This window comes from Larkinella sp. (assembly GCF_965227735.1).
GTDB lineage: Bacteria > Bacteroidota > Bacteroidia > Cytophagales > Spirosomataceae > Larkinella.
This window is the reverse complement of sequence record NZ_OZ245776.1, coordinates 1,981,687-2,001,262: the sequence shown is the minus strand read 5'-3', so window position 1 is coordinate 2,001,262 and position 19,576 is coordinate 1,981,687. Positions and strand designations below refer to the sequence as shown.

The following is a 19,576-nucleotide window of genomic DNA, read 5'->3' as shown; positions in this document are numbered from 1 at the left end:
GTATATGCAATTAATTCAGAAGAAATTTGGAATCTTAATTTTATATACTTTACTTTGTCTAATGATTAAGTAGACTATTATTTAAGGCATTGATTACTCCGTAGCCATTCCTTGTCAGTTTCGTTGTATGAAATTAACCCGTATAGTTCCCGTAGCTTCGATTTGTTTAGTCGGTTTCCGGCCTTCTTCGTTTTCATCGTCTTTTACTGGCGGTATTGTTAACACACCCGTGTCCTGTTGTTGTTGATTTCTTGCCTTCTTCCAGTCTGTTCAATCTGAAATAGACCCCGGAGTGTTTCGCTCCCATTGATTCGTCATTTGCTTTTTGTTGAATAAGTATACAAGGTCCCGTGGCCGAGTGGCTAGGCAGAGGTCTGCAAAATCTCCCACAGCGGTTCGAATCCGCTCGGGACCTCACTTTTCAATGATTACTCCGTAGGTTTCGGTCATTTTTTCATCACTACATTTTACCTCCTTCGCTTATGACGCTGGTTGAACGCCGTCTGAAAGCATTTCCTTGTTGCTGTTGTTGCCGCTAAGGCATACTTATTCGATTCTTTCCCATTCCATTTTTCGCGGAAAATGACAGCGTTTCGACCGGGAGGGTCGTTACGCCGGGTGGAATACGCCCCACTTTTCAACTTCCTGATGCAAATCAGACCACCAGCAACATCATTGGCTTTTATGAAATCATTTGCCCCTTTCCATTTCGAAAATAATCTGACGGCCGAACAGCGGCTATTTTTTCAACAACATGGCATTATTCAATTTAAAAACTTCGTCGAAAAAGAGACTGTTGCCGTATTTCTGAGAGAAATTCAAAACGTGCAGCATGCATTTTTGAGCAAAGACGTGAAGAAAGTAAACGGTATTCCGTTGAAGTTCGGTTTTGACGAAACGGGCCGCACCCTGATTCAGCGACTGGCGTTTACATCCCATTACAGCAACGTTTTAAGTGAATTTTTGAAAGATCCCCGTTTCCAGATTTTACTGGAATTGCTGGGACCTTATGATGGCCGGATTGGTGAAAATGAAAAAGACGGTTTGGTCGTAAATCATTACGTGAATTCGCCTTTCAGCCAGTTCAAACAACTGGGGTGGCATACCGACAGCCCGCGCGATTTGTTTATGGGGAGCCGGATTCAGCCGATGCTGAACGTGGGATTGCACCTGGACGATTGCTCCGTTGAGAACGGCGGTTTGCGGGTTCTGGCCGGAACCCACACGCAGGGTCTGATGGGACTGTTTTTCAGGAAGAAATATTTTGTAGACAATGAACCGGACCCGAAAGAGGTGGGCTTCAATATTGAAGCGGGGGATTTAACCATTCACGATGGCCGGTTGTGGCACCGGGTTCAGCAGTCGCCCGTGGTGGGAGCCCAAAGCCGTCGCCGGGTAATGTACATTCCGTTTATTACGGGTGCTTATCAGCCCAAAAATGCCGATAGTCCAACGCCTTTCTACCACAAACTGGCCGGTTTAAAGCAAAAGAGGGATGCGGCACAAGCTGAGCGCAGCGAAAAGTTCGCGTTGAAGAACCTGAACTGGAGCCGTCTTTTGGGGTAATTCAATCGTTCACCAGATCATTAAATCTAATTTTACACATGCCTTCTGCTTTAATAACGGGTGCTGCCAAAGGCATCGGACGAGCCATTGCCGGGGAATTGGCCCGGCTGAACTATGATTTGTTTCTCATTGACATCGATGAATCAGAACTCCTCCGGACGGCCCGTCGTCTGGAGGAGCAACACGGTATTTTCACTTACACCCTGACACTCGACCTCTCGCAGCCGGGTGTTGCCCAGACCATTCAGGACTGGTATCAACCGTTTCGGAACGATCTGGAAGTGGTCGTCAACAACGCCGGTTTTGGCCTGAATGGCTCATTCGAGCAGATTCCGATTGCTGAACAACTGGAACTGATCAACGTCAACATCAAAGCGCTGGTCGAAATTTCGTACGCATTTGTGCCGATTCTGAAAGAACAGAAGAAGGCGTATTTATTAAATGTGGGCAGCACAACGGCTTATCAGACAGTCCCCTACGTGTCGATTTACGCGGCTTCCAAAGCGTTTGTTGTTTCGTTTACGCGTGGTCTGCGCCACGAACTCCGGCATTCCAATTTATCGGTGAGCTGTCTGAGTCCGGGCAGTACCGATACCGACTTCGTCAACCGCGCCCGCATGGGTGAATCGATCAAGAAAACGGCGTCAAAACTCAACATGAGTCCGGAGTCGGTTGCAAAAATTGCCGTTAAAGGCCTGTTCAGGGGCGAATCGGAGATTATTCCTGGTTTTATCAACCAGGTGGGCGCTTTCCTGCCGAGAGTCGTGCCCAAATCGCTGGTTGAAAAAGTCGTTGGCGGTATTTACGAGCCCAAACACAATTAAACCGTTTTGGTGCTGCCATCAAATGAAAAAGTATATTTATTAGTACTTATATCTGATAATTCATCCTATTTCATTTGCAATTCCTTTTTTATTCTGATGATCTAAAAGGAAAAGAAATCGAAACAGGTTCTTGTGTACAGTCCTCTAAATCTCGTTTGGCTTCAATTACCTATTGCGCAGTTGGAAAACGGCTAAGCATACCCACTTTAATTTATAGAAATTAATTATATCGCGTAATTATATAAATATTTCAATAATATTAAAATATTATATAAATTATACCGGCTAATTATTGCTTTGTTCTGGCAGGAGTAGTTTACTTTGTCTCCTGATTTAGTAGAATACAAACAATGTCCAGGCTTTGCTAACCACCAGCCAGGCAATTGGGCTCAACTAACTTTTTTCATTTACTGCAATGAAAAGGATATGTACGGCTTTTTCGTCATCGCTCCCGGTGACGCAGGTGGTGGTTTTTTCCTCCTCTAAACGGGCTATTCCAGACCCGACAAGTTCTTCCCGCTGCTGTTGTTGCTGACAACCGTAGCCACCCATTTGCTTCTGCCATTTTCATTTACTGGCTGATACCCCGATAGACAGGCTCGCTGTGCGTGTTCGAATTTTCGGTGGTTGATTATTTCTTACGGGCCTGCTGGCCTGTCTACCGGGGTAACCGCTCGTAAATTCAAGATCAATTCAATTACTATACTAAGTATATGGAAAATATATATTTTCTAAAGACAAACAGAACCAGAGCGATCAGGCCGGTTTTCTCAACGGTGCCCATTAAAACGTATCCGAAACGGTTTTTCCTTTTCGTCCTTTTGCTGGTATTGACACAGTCCCTGCCGTCGCTTGCCCAAAGTTCCTATCCCATCCAGGGAAAAGTAACGGACAAAAACGGCGAAACGCTGCCGGGCGTAAACATCCGCATCAAAGGCACCAACCGGGGAACGACCTCAGAGGCCGATGGGACCTTTCGGCTTACGTTGTCGGACCAGAATACCCCGCTGGTTTTTTCATTTATAGGGTATCTGACTCAGGAAGTCAAGGTTGGAAATCAAACGGAGTTAACGATTGCGCTACAACCCGATCAGCGGCAATTGAGCGAGGTCATCGTGGTGGGCTACGGCACACAGGAACGCAAAAATCTGATTGGATCGATTGCTAAAATTGATCCGGCCGCCACCAAAGACATCCCGACGGGCAGTTTCGACGCTCAGTTGCAGGGCAAGGTTTCGGGGGTTCAGATCAGTTCCAATACCGGTGTGCCGGGCGAAACCGTCAACATCCGGGTGCGCGGAGCCACCTCCATCAACGCCGACAACGACCCGTTGTATGTGGTCGATGGCGTTTTTATCAACAACAACAGCCTGCAAAGCGTGGGAACGGGCGGAAAAGCTACCTCGCCCATTGCCGACATCAACCCGTCTGATATTGAGAGTGTTGAAATCCTGAAAGATGCCGAAGCCACGGCCTTGTACGGGTCGCGGGGCGCTAACGGCGTGATTCTGATCACGACCAAACGGGGCAATTTTAACCAGAAACCGAAAATCAATTTCAATGCGTCGTATGGCGTGGCCAAAGCCGCCAAACTCTGGGAACTGACCACCGGCCCCGAACACGCGCAACTGGTGAACGAGTGGTGGATCAATACCGGAAAAGATACCCCCAGCCTGAATCGAACCGCCGAAAACCGCCCGTTCCGCCCCGTTGCGGAAGGCGGTCGCGGTTTGCCGGAAGAGCAGAAAACCTACGACCGGCTGGGTGAACTGTTCCGCACCGGTCGGCTCCAGAATTACGATCTGTCGTTATCGGGGGGCACCAAAACCACCAAATACTACATCGGGGGCGGCTACAACCGGCAGGAAGCGATCATCAAACCCATCTATTTCGAGCGCGCCAGCTTTAAAGTCAACATCGACCAGCAAGTCAACGACAAGATTCAGGTGGGCGTCAGCAATACGTTTTCGCGCACGTTTCGCAACCAGGCCCGGGCGGGCGACGGCCCGGCGGGTGGTTTGCTCCAGGCAGCTTTGCATACCCCGACGTACCTGTCGCCTTTCAACGAGCAGGGTGTTCCGGTGGGCCGGGCCGGTTTCGATAACCTGACGTTACTGATCGATAATTACGATGTTCAGTCGGCCAGTCTTCGGTACATCGGAAATCTCTACGCCGACGCGCAAATCCTGCCGAATCTGCGCTTCCGCACGAGTTGGGGCATCGACTACAACAATTACAACGAATCGGAATACTGGAACAATCTCCTCATTTCGGGCAGTCCGGCCGGTCTGGCCACCTCCAGCATCACGCAGTTTACGACCTGGCTCAACGAGCAAACCCTGACATACCGGCAGAAATTCGGCAATCATACCGTGGGCGTGTTGGTCGGGAATACCTTGCAAAGCGACGTTTTGACCCGCACTTACGCCGAAGGCCGGGGATTTGCCAACAACCTGTTCACCCAGATTTCATCAGCCGCCACCACGGCCAGTTCCCAAAGCTGGTCGAAGAGCAACCTGGCATCGTTCTTTTCCCGCATCGATTACAATTTTGCCGGTAAATACCTGGTCGATTTTAGCATTCGGGCGGATGGTTCTTCCCGGTTTGGAACCAGTAACAAATGGGGGTATTTCCCGGCCATCGGGGCCGCCTGGCGCATCAAGCAGGAGAACTTCCTGAAAGATTCCAAAATCGTTAGCGATCTGAAACTGAAAACCAGCTATGGGACCACCGGAAACCAGAACGGCATTGGCAATTTTGCGGCTCAGGGGCTCTGGACGGGCGGAGCATCCTACCAGGGCAGTCCCGGCATTGCACCCCAGCAACTCGCCAACCCGAACCTGCAATGGGAACGCACCAACCAGTTCAACATCGGTCTGGATGCGTCCTTTTTCAATGACCGGTTATCGGCGGAATTCAACGTTTACAACAAGTATACGACCAACGGGCTGTTGCAACTGGCGCTGGCCGGAACCACCGGTTTTAGCAATTACTGGAGCAATGCCGCCGAAATCAGCAACAAAGGGTTTGAATTGGGTATTCGTTCGGAGAACATCCGGCGCGGTAGTCTGACCTGGACGACCAGCTTCAACGTGGCCCAGAACATCAACAAAATCGAGAAGCTGGAAAACCCGCTGCGCTACGGCAGCCGCGACCTGATCCTGCAACAACAAGGCACACCGCTGTATTCCTTTTGGGTGTATAAACAACTCGGTGTCAACCCGCAAACCGGCAATGTCATTTACGAAGATGTCAACAACGACGGAGCAATCACCGTGGCCGACCGGCAGATTGTGGGTAGCATCTGGCCGAAATTCTTCGGTGGTCTGACCAACAACCTGACTTATAAAGGTTTCGATCTGGCGGTATTCTTCGCGTTCCAGTACGGTAACAAGATTTACAACCACAACAAATTCTTCGGCGAGGGCGGTGGCGCCCGCGATGCCGCCCGCATCATTTTTGCCAGCAACAACGCCCGTTGGCAAAAACCGGGTGACATTACCGACGTGCCGCGCCCCGACGGCATCAACATCAACAATTACCGCGATGGAGGAAGCCGCTGGCTCGAAGACGGTTCGTTTCTGCGCCTGCGCTCGCTCAACCTCGGCTACACGATCCCGAAACGGTTGACCGAAAAAGCAAAAATTGAAGCCGTTCGCTTCTATGTGGCTGGCAGTAATCTGTGGCTGTTGACGAAATACACCGGTCTCGACCCCGAATCCAGCGCGAGCAGCGACGCCAATCAACAGGGCATTGACCTCGGAACGCCCCCGCAACCCCGCAGTGTACAAGTCGGCATTAACGTAACACTCTGATCATGAAACCCATCACCTACTTTTTTTCCATTCTTACCCTGGCGGTTTTCAGTTCCTGTGAATCGTTTCTGGACGTCAAACCGCTGGAGTCCATTTCGGATACGCAGACGATTGTCGATAAGGCGACCGCCGAAACCGCCGTTCGCGGTATTTACAGCGCCCTGGGTAGCTCCAATTATTACGGCACCGGTTTTCAGTCCATCGGCTATCTGTCGGGCGACAACATTCAATGGACCGGTTCGCAATCGCAGATTCAGGAGTTTATCAACCACAAAGTGAACGCCGATAACTCAACCATCGCCGGAACCTGGATTGCCATTTACCAGACGATCAACCGGGCCAATAACGTGCTGGCCAAAGTGCCGGGCGTAACCGACCCTACCTTGACGCAAGTCCTTCGGGATCAATACCTTGGCGAAGCCTATTTCATCCGCGCGCTGGCCTATTTCGATCTGGCCCGGACCTGGGGCGGGGTTCCGCTGATTACAAAACCGACGCTCTCGCCCACCGAGAACTCCGGCATTAAACGCAGCACGCAGGCCGAAACCTACGCCCAGGTGCTGGCCGATCTGGAAGCCGCCGATCCACTGTTGCCTGCGACGACCGATCGGTACCGCGCTACGAAAAAAACCGTCTGGGCCCTGAAAGCCCGGTATTATCTCTACCAGAAAGACTGGGCCAAAGCCGAAGAATTTGCGACCAAACTCATCACCGATGCGACCAATTACGGCCTTCTAAAACCGTACAACGCCTTCTTTGCCAATGATGCACGCGGAACCCGGGAGTCGGTTTTCGAGCTATTCTACAACGGCACGACGGAAGTCAACAGCCACCGGGGCCAATGGCAACCGCAAACCAACGGCGGCACGCGGCAGTGGGCCCCTAATGACGCACTGGTCGCGCTGGCGAACAACCCGACCATTGGCGGTAACCGCAGTGTGCTGGTGGCCAGAGACAACCAGAACCGCTGGTATGGCACGCTGTATTACCGCAACCCGGCCTCTGATCCGAGCTATATTTTCCGCATCGCCGAGCTCTACCTGATTCGCGCCGAAGCCCGCGCCCAACTGAACAAAGTGACCGACGCCCTCGGCGATCTGAACGCTGTTCGCGACCGCGCCGGTCTGACGGCCAGCCCAGCCGCGACCCAGGCCGCCCTGTTGCTCGCCATCGAGGACGAACGGCGGGTGGAATTTGCGCTGGAACCGCACCGCTGGTTTGATCTGGTCCGGACGGGCCGGGCCGCTGCGGTTTTGAACATGACCGATCCGAACCGGTTCTTGCTGCCCATTCCGGTTAATCAACTCCTGACTGACAAGACGTTAGAGCAAAATCCAGGCTATTGATTGTAAGAAGATGAAAGACGTTAGACGAGAGAGTATAGAGATTGAACCCAAAAACGGGGCCGTTTTTTCGCGACAAAAAACGGCCGAACCGGAACAGACGGCATGGGCGGGCTACGAGAAAATCGTGTTCCGGATCGCCTTTCTGTATTTTATCCTTCAGGCGGTTCCGCTCGACCCGAAATTTTACCAGGAACTCTTTTCGATCAACTGGGCGGCTTTATCGTATGGTGATATTTTTCAGCTCGCCCGCTACCAGCCCCGTTTTTTTGACGGCCCCGACACCTTCGCCAATTGGGTGGTTGTCTTCGTCATTGCGCTGGTGGGTGCCATCATCTGGAGCTACCGTGACCGGGAAGAATACAATGCATTGTACTACTGGCTACGGGTCGTTTTGCGCTATCGGCTGGCAGTCGGTTTGCTGGCCTACGGTTTTATTAAGCTGTTTCCGATTCTGGCCCCAACGCCCTCCCTCAGCAACCTGAACACCAACTACGGCGACCTGACCGACTGGAAGATTTTCTCGCTGAGCCTGGGCATCGTTCCTTCGTATGAATCGTTCCTCGGCGGAGTCGAAATTCTGGCGGCCCTGCTGTTGCTGTATCGGAAAACCGCTTCGATTGGCGCGTTTCTCACGATTTCGTTTCTGGGCAATGTATTCATGTCGAATCTGGCCTACGAAGGGGGGGAATACATCTACAGTTTCTATTTGATCACGCTCGCGCTGGTGCTGCTGGCATTCGATGCCCAGCGGATTTTTACGCTGCTCACGCTCGAACGCCCCACGATTCCCAACCGGTTCAATCCGGTTTTTTCAGACCAGCAGAAAACCGCCCGGCTGATTCTCAAAAGTGCCTTTCTGCTGTTTTTTGTGGGGCTGTATGGCTATAAAACCTACGCCGGGTACCGGGAGGGCTCTTACCAGTTTCCGCAGGAACCTGGTTTAACCGACGCCAGCGGGCTGTATAACGTCAGCGAATTTCGCATCAACGGACAGGAAATACCCTATTCGGCAACGGATTCGGTTCGCTGGCAGGACGTGGTTTTCGAAAAGTGGGCCACGCTCAGCATCCGCTCCAACCGCCCGGTAATCCTGGATCGCACGAACGTCGAGTTCATCCATGTAAACGACCGTGACCGCAAGTATGAGTTTTCAGGCTCGGCAGGGCGGCATTACTACCAGTACGACACCGACGAATCGAACCAGCGGCTGACGCTCCGGAACCGCAATCCGAATCACGCTACCGAAACGCTCCAGCTTCACGTTGACCGGCCCAATCCCGGCACGATTGTCCTGTCGGGCATCGATCAGAACCGGGATTCCGTTTATGCGGTATTGCAGAAAATAGACAAAAAATACCTGCTCGATGAGGCCCGGAAAACGGGGCGTCGCGGAGCGCTGAAACTCTAACCCCAACCGGTCATGGCCATTCAAAAAAACACCACCGACGGAATCGTGCTGGAACCCAAACCGGCCGACAGCAAACTGCCCGATACGAACAAACCCGCTTCGGACGCCCGGGGACGCCCCTGGACGACGTTCCAGAAAGTGCTTTTCCGCATCGCCTTCGTCTTTTTCGTTTTATTTTCCATACCGCTCAGCCCCGAGTGGTACAAAAATCTGTTCGAACTCGACTGGCTGCATTTGCATTACCGCGATCTCTACGAAGTCGCCCGTTTTTCGCCCAGTTTGCTGCGGTATTTTGGAGCAGGCCGGGGTGGTGGTGGCGAAGGCGGTGGAGCCTTGCTGCTCGGTTACGCGGATTGGTTCATCGTTCTGGGAATCGCCATCGTTGGCGGACTCGTCTGGACGGCCGTAGACCGCAAACGACAGGAGTACAACATTTTATATTACTGGCTGCGGGTCATCGTGCGGTACCGGGCCGGTATCGGCATCATCGGGTTTGGTTTCACCAAGCTGTTCCCAACCCAAATGCCATATCCCTCCGAAGGCTTGCTGAACACCGACTTCGGTGATTTTACGGCGCAGAAAATTTTCTGGATGTCGGTTGGCATTGTGCCCTGGTATCAGGTATTTACGGGTCTGGTCGAGATTCTGGCAGGAGCGTTGCTGTTTTTCCGGGGCACCACCACCATCGGGGCCGCTTTGCTGCTGGGCGCGCTGGGAGACATTGTTTACGTCAATTTTGCCTACGACGGCGGGGTTCACGTCTACAGTTCGTATTTCGTCGTGATGGCACTTTTTTTACTGGTGTACGACGCCCGGAATATTTACAACCTGCTGATTCTGGAGCGGTTTACGGTCCCCATCCGCTTTTATCCGGATTTGTCGAAAGGGTGGAAGCGTTTCACCCGCATCGGCCTGAAAACCGCCACGTTCGGGATTTTTCTGGTGTGGCTGACCTACCTGCAATGGGTAAACCTGCTCTACGATCCATACAAACAACCGGCGGTCAAAGGCGTTACGCAACTGCGGGGGTTGTATAACGTGACCGAATTCCGAATCAATAACCAGGTGATTCCCTACTCGCCTTTGGACACGGTTCGCTGGCAAAATGCGACGTTTGAAAAATGGTCGTCGCTGACCTTCAAGGTGAATCGCCCGACAAAACTGGATTTTTCTAATGGCGGTGGTTCGCCCATGCGCGACATCAACCGGACGTTCGAGGTGTCGGGCGTAGCCGGTGGAAAACGGGTGTTTTACTACGATGCCGACACGGTGAATCAGGTGTTGTATTTACAGGATAAAATCCGGCAGACGAACCGCGCTACGGTCGATGGGCGCGAACCGGGTGGGCGGGCTGGCCGAAACCGCCAGGAAAATCAGGAAGCAAAGGCCGACAACTGGATTCCAAAAGCAGCACGGGCCAACATTGGCGATGAAGACCACAAAATTGATCCCAGAGCCTGGTCGACCCGCCGAACCCGCGGCATCGCCGAAGAATCGCGCCCGGTGAAACGCAACCGAATGATTCTGACGTATTCAACCACCGACGGATCGCGTGTTATTCTGACCGGTATCGACGAAAAGAAAGACTCCATTTATGTCGTACTGGACCGTGTCAACCGGAAATACGCCCTTTCGGAAAGCACCTTACAGGCTGGCAAATATTAATCGATAATTCTTGAAAACGACGAAAATAACCCACTTTAGAAACCGGGCAATCGTTATTTTTGATCAGCATACAACCCAATTCGGATGCTAGCCTTCTGTTTTCATCTGGTATAAAATGATTCCCAAAACCGCCTGCTTAAAAATCCTGGGGGCCGGGCTAACTGGTTTTTTACTCTTCACGGCGCAGGCCTGTTATCAGGCCCGGGGCAACAGCCTGGTAACCGAACAATCGGCCAAACCGGATACAGTCGGCTGGCCCGCCCGCTTCGGATTGGGTCGTCCGGCCACGGCGAAGGAGATTGCGGTTTTAGACATCGACGTTCGGCCCGACGGAACCGGTTTGCCCGTAGGTTCCGGTACGGTTTCCGCCGGAAAAGTGCTCTACGCGGCCAAGTGTGCGGTTTGCCACGGTGCCACGGGCGTAGAAAGCGCCACCCTCGGCGGACGGCTCGTGGCCACGTCGTTGACCGGAAGAGAAAAAGCCATCGGCAATTACTGGCCCTATGCGACCACTTTGTTCGATTACATTCGCCGGGCGATGCCGCTCACCACACCCGGAACGCTGACCAACGACGAAGTATACAGCCTGACGGCCTTTTTGTTACAAGCCAACAAAATCATTGATTCAACGGCGGTGATCGACGCCAAAACCTTACCCAAAGTAGTCATGCCCGCGCAGAAATTCTTTGTGCCAGATGATCGAAAGGGCGGAAAAGAAGTTCGGTAAGCATGAGCAAACCACAGAAAATAAGCCGTCGGATGTTGCTGGGCGGAGCCGCCACAGCCGCCGTTGCCATTACGCAGACCTCGTTTGCCAAAGCGGTACAGATCGGTATTCCGGAAAAAGCGTTCGGGCCCGATAATCCGACCAAAGTGCCGGGTGCACCGCCGGGCGAGCTGGGCACGCGCTCGAAATTTGAGAAACTGCTCAAAAGCCCGTCGGACATCTCGTCGCGAACGCCGTTGCAGGATTTATACGGCATCATCACGCCTTCGGATCTGCACTTCGAACGGCATCACGGCGGTGTGCCGGTGATCGACCCGGCAAAGTACGAACTGGTGATTCACGGGATGGTCGACAAACCGACGGTATTCACGCTGGCGGATTTGAAACGGTTTCCATCCGTTTCGCGCATCTGTTTTCTGGAATGTTCGGGGAATTACCGGGGCCGGGGCGCCAACGAAAAACTCAGTCCGCAGGATATTTGCGGGTTAACGAGCCAGAGCGAATGGACGGGCGTGATGCTCTCTACCTTGTTTCGGGAAGTGGGTGTCCATCCCAAAGCCACCTGGTTTCTGGCGGAGGGCTCCGATGCGGCCGTCATGACCCGCAGCATCCCCGTCAGCAAGGGTTTTGACGACGCCATGATCGTTTACGCCCAAAACGGCGAACCGCTGCGACCGGAACAGGGCTACCCCGCCCGCTTGTTTCTGCCCGGCTGGGAAGGCAACGCCAGCGTGAAATGGCTCCGCCGACTCGAACTGGCCGATCAGCCGTTCATGACCCGCGAAGAAACTTCGAAATACACCGAACCGATCAAAGACGGAAAAATCCGGCAGTTCAGTTTCACCATCGACGCCCGTTCGGTCATCACCTATCCGACGTATCCAGCCACCATTCAGAAAGGCTGGCTCGAAATCCGGGGCATTGCCTGGAGTGGTCGCGGAAAAGTCCGGCAGGTGGAAGTCAGTACGGACAACGGAAAAACGTGGCAAATCGCACAGTTGCAGGGGCCGGTGCTGGACAAAGCCCACACGCGGTTCCGGTATCTGTGGCAATGGAACGGCAGCGAAACCGTCATCATGAGCCGGGTACTCGACGAAACCGATTATCTGCAACCTACACTCCATGAGCTGCTTACGGCGCGGGGTGAAAACACGGGTGGGTATCATTTGAATCCGATCACGGCCTGGCAAATTAAACCCAGCGGGCAGGTGCTGTTCCGGCCGGAAGTTTAAATGGTTACACAGAGTTTATCAGAGGTAATCAGAGTTGAGCAGAGTTTTTTTCTCTGATTAACTCTGATAAACTCTGTGTAAAAACCCTTTTTCACTCCATGTATAAAACTGAATTTGATGCCGTTGTTATAGGGTCCGGTCCCAATGGGTTGGCAGCCGCCATTACATTGCAACAGGCCGGGCTTTCGGTGTTGCTGCTGGAAGGGAAATCGACACTCGGCGGTGGTTTGCGCACGGCGGAATTGACGCTTCCCGGTTTTAGGCACGACATCTGCTCGGCGATTCACCCTATGGCGGCCAGTTCGCCGTTTTTTCGCACGCTGCCACTTGACGCCCACGGGTTGGAATATATTCACCCACCGGTCGCGGCTGCCCATCCGTTCGATGACGGGACGGCGGCTGTGTTGGCCTCATCCGTGGAAGAAACCGCCCGTTCGCTGGGAGCGGATGAAAAGGCCTATCTCAACTTTTTTAAACCGTTGATCGACCAGTGGCCCCGGATCGACGCCGACGTTCTGGGGCCGCTGACGTTCCCAAAACACCCCATTGATTTTGCGCTTTTCGGGTTGAAAGCCCTGCCCCCGTCGACGTGGTTAGCCCATTGGTTCAAGACGAAACAGGCCAAAGGATTGTGGGCCGGTATGGCGGCACATTCCATTCAGCCACTTTCCAATTTTACGACTTCTGCCATTGCTACGGTTCTGATGACGGCGGCCCACCTGCGCGGGTGGCCTCTTCCCAAAGGCGGGTCACAGCAGATTGCCAATGCGTTGGTGTCGTATTTTGTCTCGCTGGGTGGTAAAGTCGAAACAAATTTTTATGTTTCTTCACTTGCTCAGTTACCATCGGCTAAAGCGGTCTTGTTTGATATTACGCCTAAACAGCTTCTGCAAATTGCCGGACACCGGTTTTCTTCGATTTATCGATGGCAGTTGAACCGCTACCGCTACGGCATGGGCGTTTTCAAGGTCGATTGGGCGCTGGACGGCCCGATTCCGTTTACGGCTGAAGGTTGTCGCGGGGCGGGGACGGTTCACATCGGAAATACGCTGGAAGAGATCGCCGAATCGGAACGGTTGGCATCAAAGGGGCAGCATCCCGAAAAGCCGTTTGTCTTGCTCGCCCAGCAAAGTTTGTTCGATGCGACACGGGCACCAGCTGGGAAACACACGGCCTGGGCGTATTGCCACGTTCCCAACGGCTCGGAAGTAGATCGCACAGACGCCATCGAGAAGCAGATCGAGCGGTTTGCACCCGGTTTTCGTGACCGGATTCTGGCGCGCCATACCATGAATACGGAGCAACTGGAAGCGCATAATCCCAACTACATCGGGGGCGACATCAACGGCGGTAGTATTGATCTCGGCCAGCTTTTCACCCGTCCTGCTTTGCGCCGGTCGCCCTACCGAACCTCCGAAGGGCTTTATATTTGCTCTTCTTCAACGCCACCGGGGGGCGGTGTTCACGGCATGTGCGGGTATCATGCCGCTCGACAGGCTCTGAAAGATTTATTTAACCAGTAAGCAAACCGTGAGGGTGATGCCACTGAAACACAGATACAGCACTGGCCGCTCTGCTAATTCATGGTCTGCCGTTACCCTCACTTGAAAATTAACGATATAGTGATGGTGATAATTGACAAAACCTGATACGCAATCCATTAGCAAGTCGAGGGTCTAAAACCCTCGGCATTTTGTCAAGCTCTTAGCTACGAAAACTTACTTTTTTACAACTTTGAGGGCAAAAACCAACCGCCTTTTGATTATTCGGTCAGAGGAGCATTAAAGTCGATTATCCATCTACATTTGAATTTTACAATATGTATGAATAAAACAGTTGCCCGTTTGATTTAGAACCCGATGCGGGAGGCTATTTTGTATTTTCCGGTGGTGGGTTTAGTTGGTCCCCGGCAGGTCGGGAAAACGACGCTGGCCCGCTCTTCAACGGAGAATACGGGCAAACCCATCTTATACTTTGATCTGGAACGGCCGGAAGATCAGGATCGATTGGGCGACCGCCCCGGCTGGCTTCTGGAGCAATACGCCACCCATACCGTCATTCTGGACGAAATTCAACGGATGCCCCAGTTGTTTCCGCAGTTGCGTTCGCTGGTCGACCAGAACCGCCAGCCGGGACGTTTCATTCTGCTGGGATCGGCTTCTCCGGATTTACTGGCCCGGAGTGGTGAAACCCTGGCAGGACGGATCACTTTTATGGAGTTGACTCCGCTGGTTCGGACTGAAGTAAGCACGACACCGTATCTGACCCATTGGTTCCGGGGCGGTTTTCCGGAACCTTTTCTCATCGACTCGGACCGCATTCGCACCCAATGGTATCGCTCCTTTATCCAGCGTTATGTTGAGCGGGATTTGCCCCTGCTGGGGAAACTAGGCACTCGGTAACGGCCACTTTGTTGAGTCGCTTGCTGCGGATGCTGACCACGGTCCAAGGTTTGTTATTGAACTATTCGATGCTGGCGGCTTCGCTGGGGTGAGTGTGACTACGATCCGCAACTATATCGATCTGCTGGAAGAAGCCTTTCTCGTTACCTTGCTCGGACTGATCCCGCGTTGGTACTCATTAACGCGACTGCTGCCGTTTGATAACTTAGATGGTATTTTCCAGAAAAGAATGAAAATCCCTAAACAGAACAAAGAAAAAGGCAACCTACTTGGCGTGACTAAAGCATCCGAACCCGTAAATGCTGGTTTTCAGATTAACTAAGCGTGTTAAGAAAGGCAGTTGGATATCTTGAAGATACCATAATCAAATCAATGAATGGCAAAAATTTCATGTAAATTGTGTATCAAACGGTGTATCAAATAAAAAAAGCCACTCTCGTGAAAGAGTGGCTAACTACTTGATTACCAAGGTGGGCCCACTTGGAATCGAACCAAGCACCTACTGATTATGAGTCAGTTGCTCTAACCGAATGAGCTATAGGCCCGCACCGGAAAACCGGGGCTCCGACCCTGAGGGCGAAGCATCTGCAAATATACAAAAATCGACTTCCGCGTCAAATCGTAACCACAAAAGTCGCCCGATTGCATGGTCTCGCTGGTGTCGTGCAACACTCTACTCCATTTTGGCGTATATTTGTCTGAAAAACGGTTCCATTCCATTTGGCTTCCCAGAACAAAAAAAAGATCCTGAATGACCCCGTCTACGGGTTCATCACCATCCCGAACGAATTGACGTTCGATCTGGTCGAGCATCCGTATTTTCAGCGGCTCCGGCGGATCAAGCAACTGGGGCTGTCGGAACTGGTGTATCCCGGTGCCTTACACACCCGGTTTCACCACGCTTTGGGTGCCATGCACCTGATGGGGCAGGCCATTCAGACCCTGCGGGGCAAAGGCCACCGAATTTCGGAACCGGAATGCGATGCCGCCCAAATCGCCATTCTGCTCCACGACATCGGCCACGGGCCGTTTTCCCACGTCCTGGAATATACCATCCTGCAAGGCATTCCGCACGAGCGCCTGTCGCTGATGCTGATGGAAGACCTAAACCGGCAATTCAACGGTGGCCTGTCGATCGCTATTCAGATGTTCGAGGGAACTTACCCCCGCCCGTTTTTCCACCAGTTGATTTCCAGTCAGTTGGATATGGATCGGATGGACTACCTCAACCGCGACTGTTTCTACACGGGCGTGGCCGAAGGCACCATCGGCGCGGATCGCATCATCAAAATGCTCGACCTCGTCGACGACCATCTGGTGGTGGAAGCCAAGGGAATTCTGAGCATCGAAAACTTTCTGAGTTCCCGGCGGCTGATGTACTGGCAGGTGTATCTGCACAAAACGTCGCTCTGCGCCGAGTCGATGCTGGTGCAGATCATCCGACGGGCGCGGTTTTTGCTGACACAAAGCGGGTCGGGTCAGGGCCGCGAAACAGCGGTTTTTACGACCCCCGCCCTGCACACTTTTCTGTCAAAACCGATCACAATGGAAGACTTTCAGCAGAATCCGGACTACCTGAACGCGTTTACGCAACTGGACGATTACGACATCTGGACGTCGGTCAAATTCTGGAGCCGACATCCCGACCGCGTTTTGTCCACGCTGTGCCAGATGCTGCTTGACCGGCGGCTGTTTAAAATCATCCTGTCGGACCAGCCTTTTGCCGGTGATCTGGTGCGCGAAATTGAGCAGCAATTGCTGGAAGCCGGGATTCAGCAGGACGAATTGTCCTATTTTCTGGTCGAAGGTGTTGCCACTAATTCCGCCTATTTACCGTCTATCGATAATATAAATATCAAGCTGAAAGATGATCGTATTATTGACATTGCCGATGCGTCCGATCTGCCCGGTATTAAAGCCCTGACCAATATGGTCAGGCGATACTACCTCTGCTGGGCGAAAAACCTGGCCCTGCAACCGGTTCGGTTGGTATAGTTCAATTTGTTCTCTACCTTAGCGGCACAAATATCCGAGTCTTACATAGCCCCAACGACGACGACGTCAACTCTATGGAATTTACAGTGAAGCAGATTGCTGCCCTGCTCGGCGGTACAGTTGATGGGAATGAATCTCTGAAAATCAGTCAACTGTCCAAAATAGAAGAGGGTAAGGAAGGCAGCATCTCTTTTTTAGCGAATCTGAAATACGAACAGTACCTGTATACAACAGCCGCGTCAGCCGTCATTGTCAACCAGTCTTTTCAACCCCGGCAACCCGTTCAGGCGACCTTAATTTTCGTAGATAACTCCTATTCCGCTTTTACAAAGTTACTGGAGCAGGTAAACCGGCTCCAGCCCACAGAAAAAATTGGCGTGGAGCAACCCTCCTTTATCGCCGAAACAACCCGGATTGGCGACCGTGCCTACCGCGGAGCGTTTTCATACATCGGAGAAAATTGCCTGATTGGCAGCAATGTCAAAATATACCCACAGGCTTATATTGGTAACAACGTCACCATCGGTGACAATACGATCATTCATACCGGCGCGCGAATCATCGACAATACGGTAATTGGTCAGCATTGCGTCATCAAACCGAATGCGGTGATTGGCAGCGAAGGCTTCGGATTCGCCCCCGAACCCGACGGAAGCTACCGGGCAATTCCGCAGTTGGGCAACGTCATCATTGAAGACAACGTCAGCATTGGGGCCAACACCACCATCGATTGCGCTACCGTGGGTTCCACCATCATCCGGAAAGGCGTCAAGCTGGACAACCTGATCCAGGTGGGGCACAACGTTGAAATTGGCCGAAACACGGTTATTGCGGCCCAGAGTGGCATTGCCGGTTCCGCCAAAATTGGCGAAAACTGCGTCATTGGTGGGCAAAGCGGTATCACCGGTCACATCGTTCTGGCCAACCGCACGAAAGTGGGCGGTCGGTCGGGCGTTACCAAATCCGTCAAGGAAGAAGGATTGTCGCTCAATGGCATGCCCGCTTTCGATGTCAAAGACAGCTTGCGATCGGCCCTTGTTTTTCAACGGCTGCCGTCACTCGAAAAACGCATCGGGGTGTTAGAAAATAAACTAAACAATCAGTAGTTACAAACGAACGGTTTCCTACGGAATGTCCGTTATGAAGTGACGATAATAGTCTTCTGGTCAGAAGCTTACGGAATGAATACCAAACAGCAAACAATTCAAAAATCGGTATCGGTCTCAGGTGTGGGGTTGCATACAGGCGTTACGGCAACGATGACGTTCCTGCCCGCACCCGCCCATCACGGTTACAAGTTTCAACGCGTCGATTTACCGGGCCAGCCGATTGTCGATGCGGATGTCGATAATGTGGTCGATCTGTCCCGCGGCACCACCCTGGAGCAGAACGGCGCGCGGATTCATACCGTCGAACATGCCCTGGCCTCGCTGGTCGGGTTGCAACTCGACAACATTCTGATTCAGCTCGATGGCCCCGAACCGCCCATCATGGACGGCAGCTCGATCAAGTTCATCGAAGCCTTGCAGGATGCCGGTATTGAAGAACAGAACGCGTACCGTAACTACTTCGAAATCAACGAATACGTTCATTATAAGAATTCCGAAAAAGACATTGAAATTGCTGCATTGCCGCTCAACGATTACCGGCTCACCGTCATGGTGGACTACAATTCGCGGGTCATCACGAGCCAGCACGCGTTTCTGAACGACATCAGCCAGTTTTCGTCGCAGATCGCGATGTGCCGGACCTTTGTGTTTCTGCACGAACTGGAAATGCTCTACAAACAGAACCTGATCAAGGGCGGTGATCTGACCAATGCCATCGTCATTGTGGATCGGGATGTGCGCGAGGGCGAGCTGGATTACCTGGCCGACCTGCTGAACAAACCGAAAGTTAGCGTCAACAAAAAGGAGGGGATTCTGAATAACCTCGATCTGCACTACCCGAACGAAATGGCCCGCCATAAGCTGCTCGACCTCGTTGGCGACCTGGCGCTGGTAGGTCGGCCCATCAAGGCGCAGATTCTGGCAGCCCGGCCCGGCCACGCGGCCAATGTGGCTTTTGCCAAGAAGATCAAGAAGTTGATGCAGAAAAATGCCGCGAACACAAGCCCGGCCTACGACCCGACGCAGCCGCCGGTGTATGATTTTCATAAAATCGCCAGTCTGCTCCCGCACCGCTACCCGTTCCAGATGATCGACAAAATCATCGCCCTGGACGAGAGCAGCGTGGTGGGGGTGAAGAATGTAACCATGAATGAGCAATATTTCATGGGGCATTTTCCGGGAAATCCGGTCATGCCGGGCGTATTGCAACTCGAGTCGATGGCCCAAACCGGCGGAATTCTGGTGCTGAGCACCGTTCCGGATCCGGAGAACTACTGGCCCTACCTGATCGGTATCGAAAACTGCCGTTTTCGCCGGAATGTTGTTCCGGGCGATACGCTGATTTTTCGTTGTGAATTTATCTCGCCCATGAAGCGGGGGATCGTCAAAATGTCCGGCCGGGGATATGTCGCCGGGCAACTTGTCTGCGAAGCCGAAATGATCGCCAGTCTTGTTAAGAAAAAATAGGTTTAAGGTTTGCAGTTCAA

At 52.5% G+C, this 19,576-nt stretch carries 14 protein-coding genes and 2 tRNA genes; 15 read left to right on the top strand and 1 reads right to left on the bottom strand.

The genetic code is table 11. The annotated features are described in order from the left end of the window. The first annotated feature begins 344 nt into the window (after positions 1–344). From ACO064_RS07610 to ACO064_RS07555, 12 genes are all read left to right on the top strand, one after another. Positions 345–415, top strand: a tRNA-Cys gene (locus ACO064_RS07610). 269 nt (positions 416–684) lie between these two features. Then, a complete protein-coding gene (locus tag ACO064_RS07605) occupies positions 685–1,566 on the top strand; it encodes a phytanoyl-CoA dioxygenase family protein (RefSeq protein WP_421826789.1) in 882 nt (293 codons plus the stop codon). 38 nt (positions 1,567–1,604) lie between these two features. Beyond that, entirely contained in the window at positions 1,605–2,390 is a 786-nt protein-coding gene (locus ACO064_RS07600; RefSeq protein WP_421826788.1) for an SDR family NAD(P)-dependent oxidoreductase, read from the top strand. A gap of 776 nt (positions 2,391–3,166) precedes the next feature. Continuing rightward, a complete protein-coding gene (locus ACO064_RS07595; RefSeq protein WP_421826787.1) occupies positions 3,167–6,205 on the top strand; it encodes a SusC/RagA family TonB-linked outer membrane protein in 3,039 nt (1,012 codons plus the stop codon). 2 nt (positions 6,206–6,207) lie between these two features. Next, complete coding sequence (locus ACO064_RS07590; RefSeq protein WP_421826786.1) at positions 6,208–7,551, top strand: RagB/SusD family nutrient uptake outer membrane protein; 1,344 nt, start codon at positions 6,208–6,210, stop codon at positions 7,549–7,551. A 10-nt stretch (positions 7,552–7,561) separates the two neighbouring features. After that, positions 7,562–8,959, top strand: a complete 1,398-nt coding sequence (locus tag ACO064_RS07585; protein WP_421826785.1) for a DoxX family protein — start codon at positions 7,562–7,564, stop codon at positions 8,957–8,959. A 12-nt stretch (positions 8,960–8,971) separates the two neighbouring features. Beyond that, entirely contained in the window at positions 8,972–10,624 is a 1,653-nt protein-coding gene (locus ACO064_RS07580) for a hypothetical protein (protein WP_421826784.1), read from the top strand. A 115-nt stretch (positions 10,625–10,739) separates the two neighbouring features. After that, positions 10,740–11,351, top strand: a complete 612-nt coding sequence (locus tag ACO064_RS07575; protein ID WP_421826783.1) for a c-type cytochrome — start codon at positions 10,740–10,742, stop codon at positions 11,349–11,351. 2 nt (positions 11,352–11,353) lie between these two features. Further along, positions 11,354–12,583 (top strand): sulfite dehydrogenase, encoded by a 1,230-nt coding sequence (soxC, locus tag ACO064_RS07570; RefSeq protein WP_421826782.1) that lies wholly within the window; start codon positions 11,354–11,356, stop codon positions 12,581–12,583. A 98-nt stretch (positions 12,584–12,681) separates the two neighbouring features. Next, entirely contained in the window at positions 12,682–14,106 is a 1,425-nt protein-coding gene (locus ACO064_RS07565) for a phytoene desaturase family protein (RefSeq protein WP_421826781.1), read from the top strand. Between the two features lie 336 nt (positions 14,107–14,442). Then, a complete protein-coding gene (locus ACO064_RS07560) occupies positions 14,443–14,985 on the top strand; it encodes an ATP-binding protein (RefSeq protein WP_421826780.1) in 543 nt (180 codons plus the stop codon). Between the two features lie 94 nt (positions 14,986–15,079). Continuing rightward, on the top strand, positions 15,080–15,307 hold the full coding sequence (locus ACO064_RS07555; protein ID WP_421826779.1) for a hypothetical protein: 228 nt from the start codon (positions 15,080–15,082) through the stop codon (positions 15,305–15,307). Between the two features lie 149 nt (positions 15,308–15,456). On the opposite strand, the gene ACO064_RS07550 is transcribed toward ACO064_RS07555, so the two are convergent. Next, positions 15,457–15,530, bottom strand: a tRNA-Ile gene (locus ACO064_RS07550). A gap of 175 nt (positions 15,531–15,705) precedes the next feature. Here ACO064_RS07550 and ACO064_RS07545 point away from each other — a divergent pair. The 3 genes from ACO064_RS07545 (at position 15,706) to ACO064_RS07535 (ending at position 19,556) form a co-directional block, all read left to right on the top strand. Further along, positions 15,706–16,980, top strand: a complete 1,275-nt coding sequence (locus ACO064_RS07545) for an HD domain-containing protein (protein WP_421826778.1) — start codon at positions 15,706–15,708, stop codon at positions 16,978–16,980. Positions 16,981–17,054: 74 nt separating this feature from the next. Beyond that, the gene (gene lpxD, locus ACO064_RS07540; RefSeq protein ID WP_421826777.1) at positions 17,055–18,086 is read left to right on the top strand and encodes a UDP-3-O-(3-hydroxymyristoyl)glucosamine N-acyltransferase; all 1,032 of its coding nucleotides are present in this window, start codon (positions 17,055–17,057) and stop codon (positions 18,084–18,086) included. Between the two features lie 75 nt (positions 18,087–18,161). Further along, the gene (locus ACO064_RS07535) at positions 18,162–19,556 is read left to right on the top strand and encodes a bifunctional UDP-3-O-[3-hydroxymyristoyl] N-acetylglucosamine deacetylase/3-hydroxyacyl-ACP dehydratase (RefSeq protein ID WP_114407410.1); all 1,395 of its coding nucleotides are present in this window, start codon (positions 18,162–18,164) and stop codon (positions 19,554–19,556) included. Positions 19,557–19,576 lie beyond the last annotated feature (20 nt).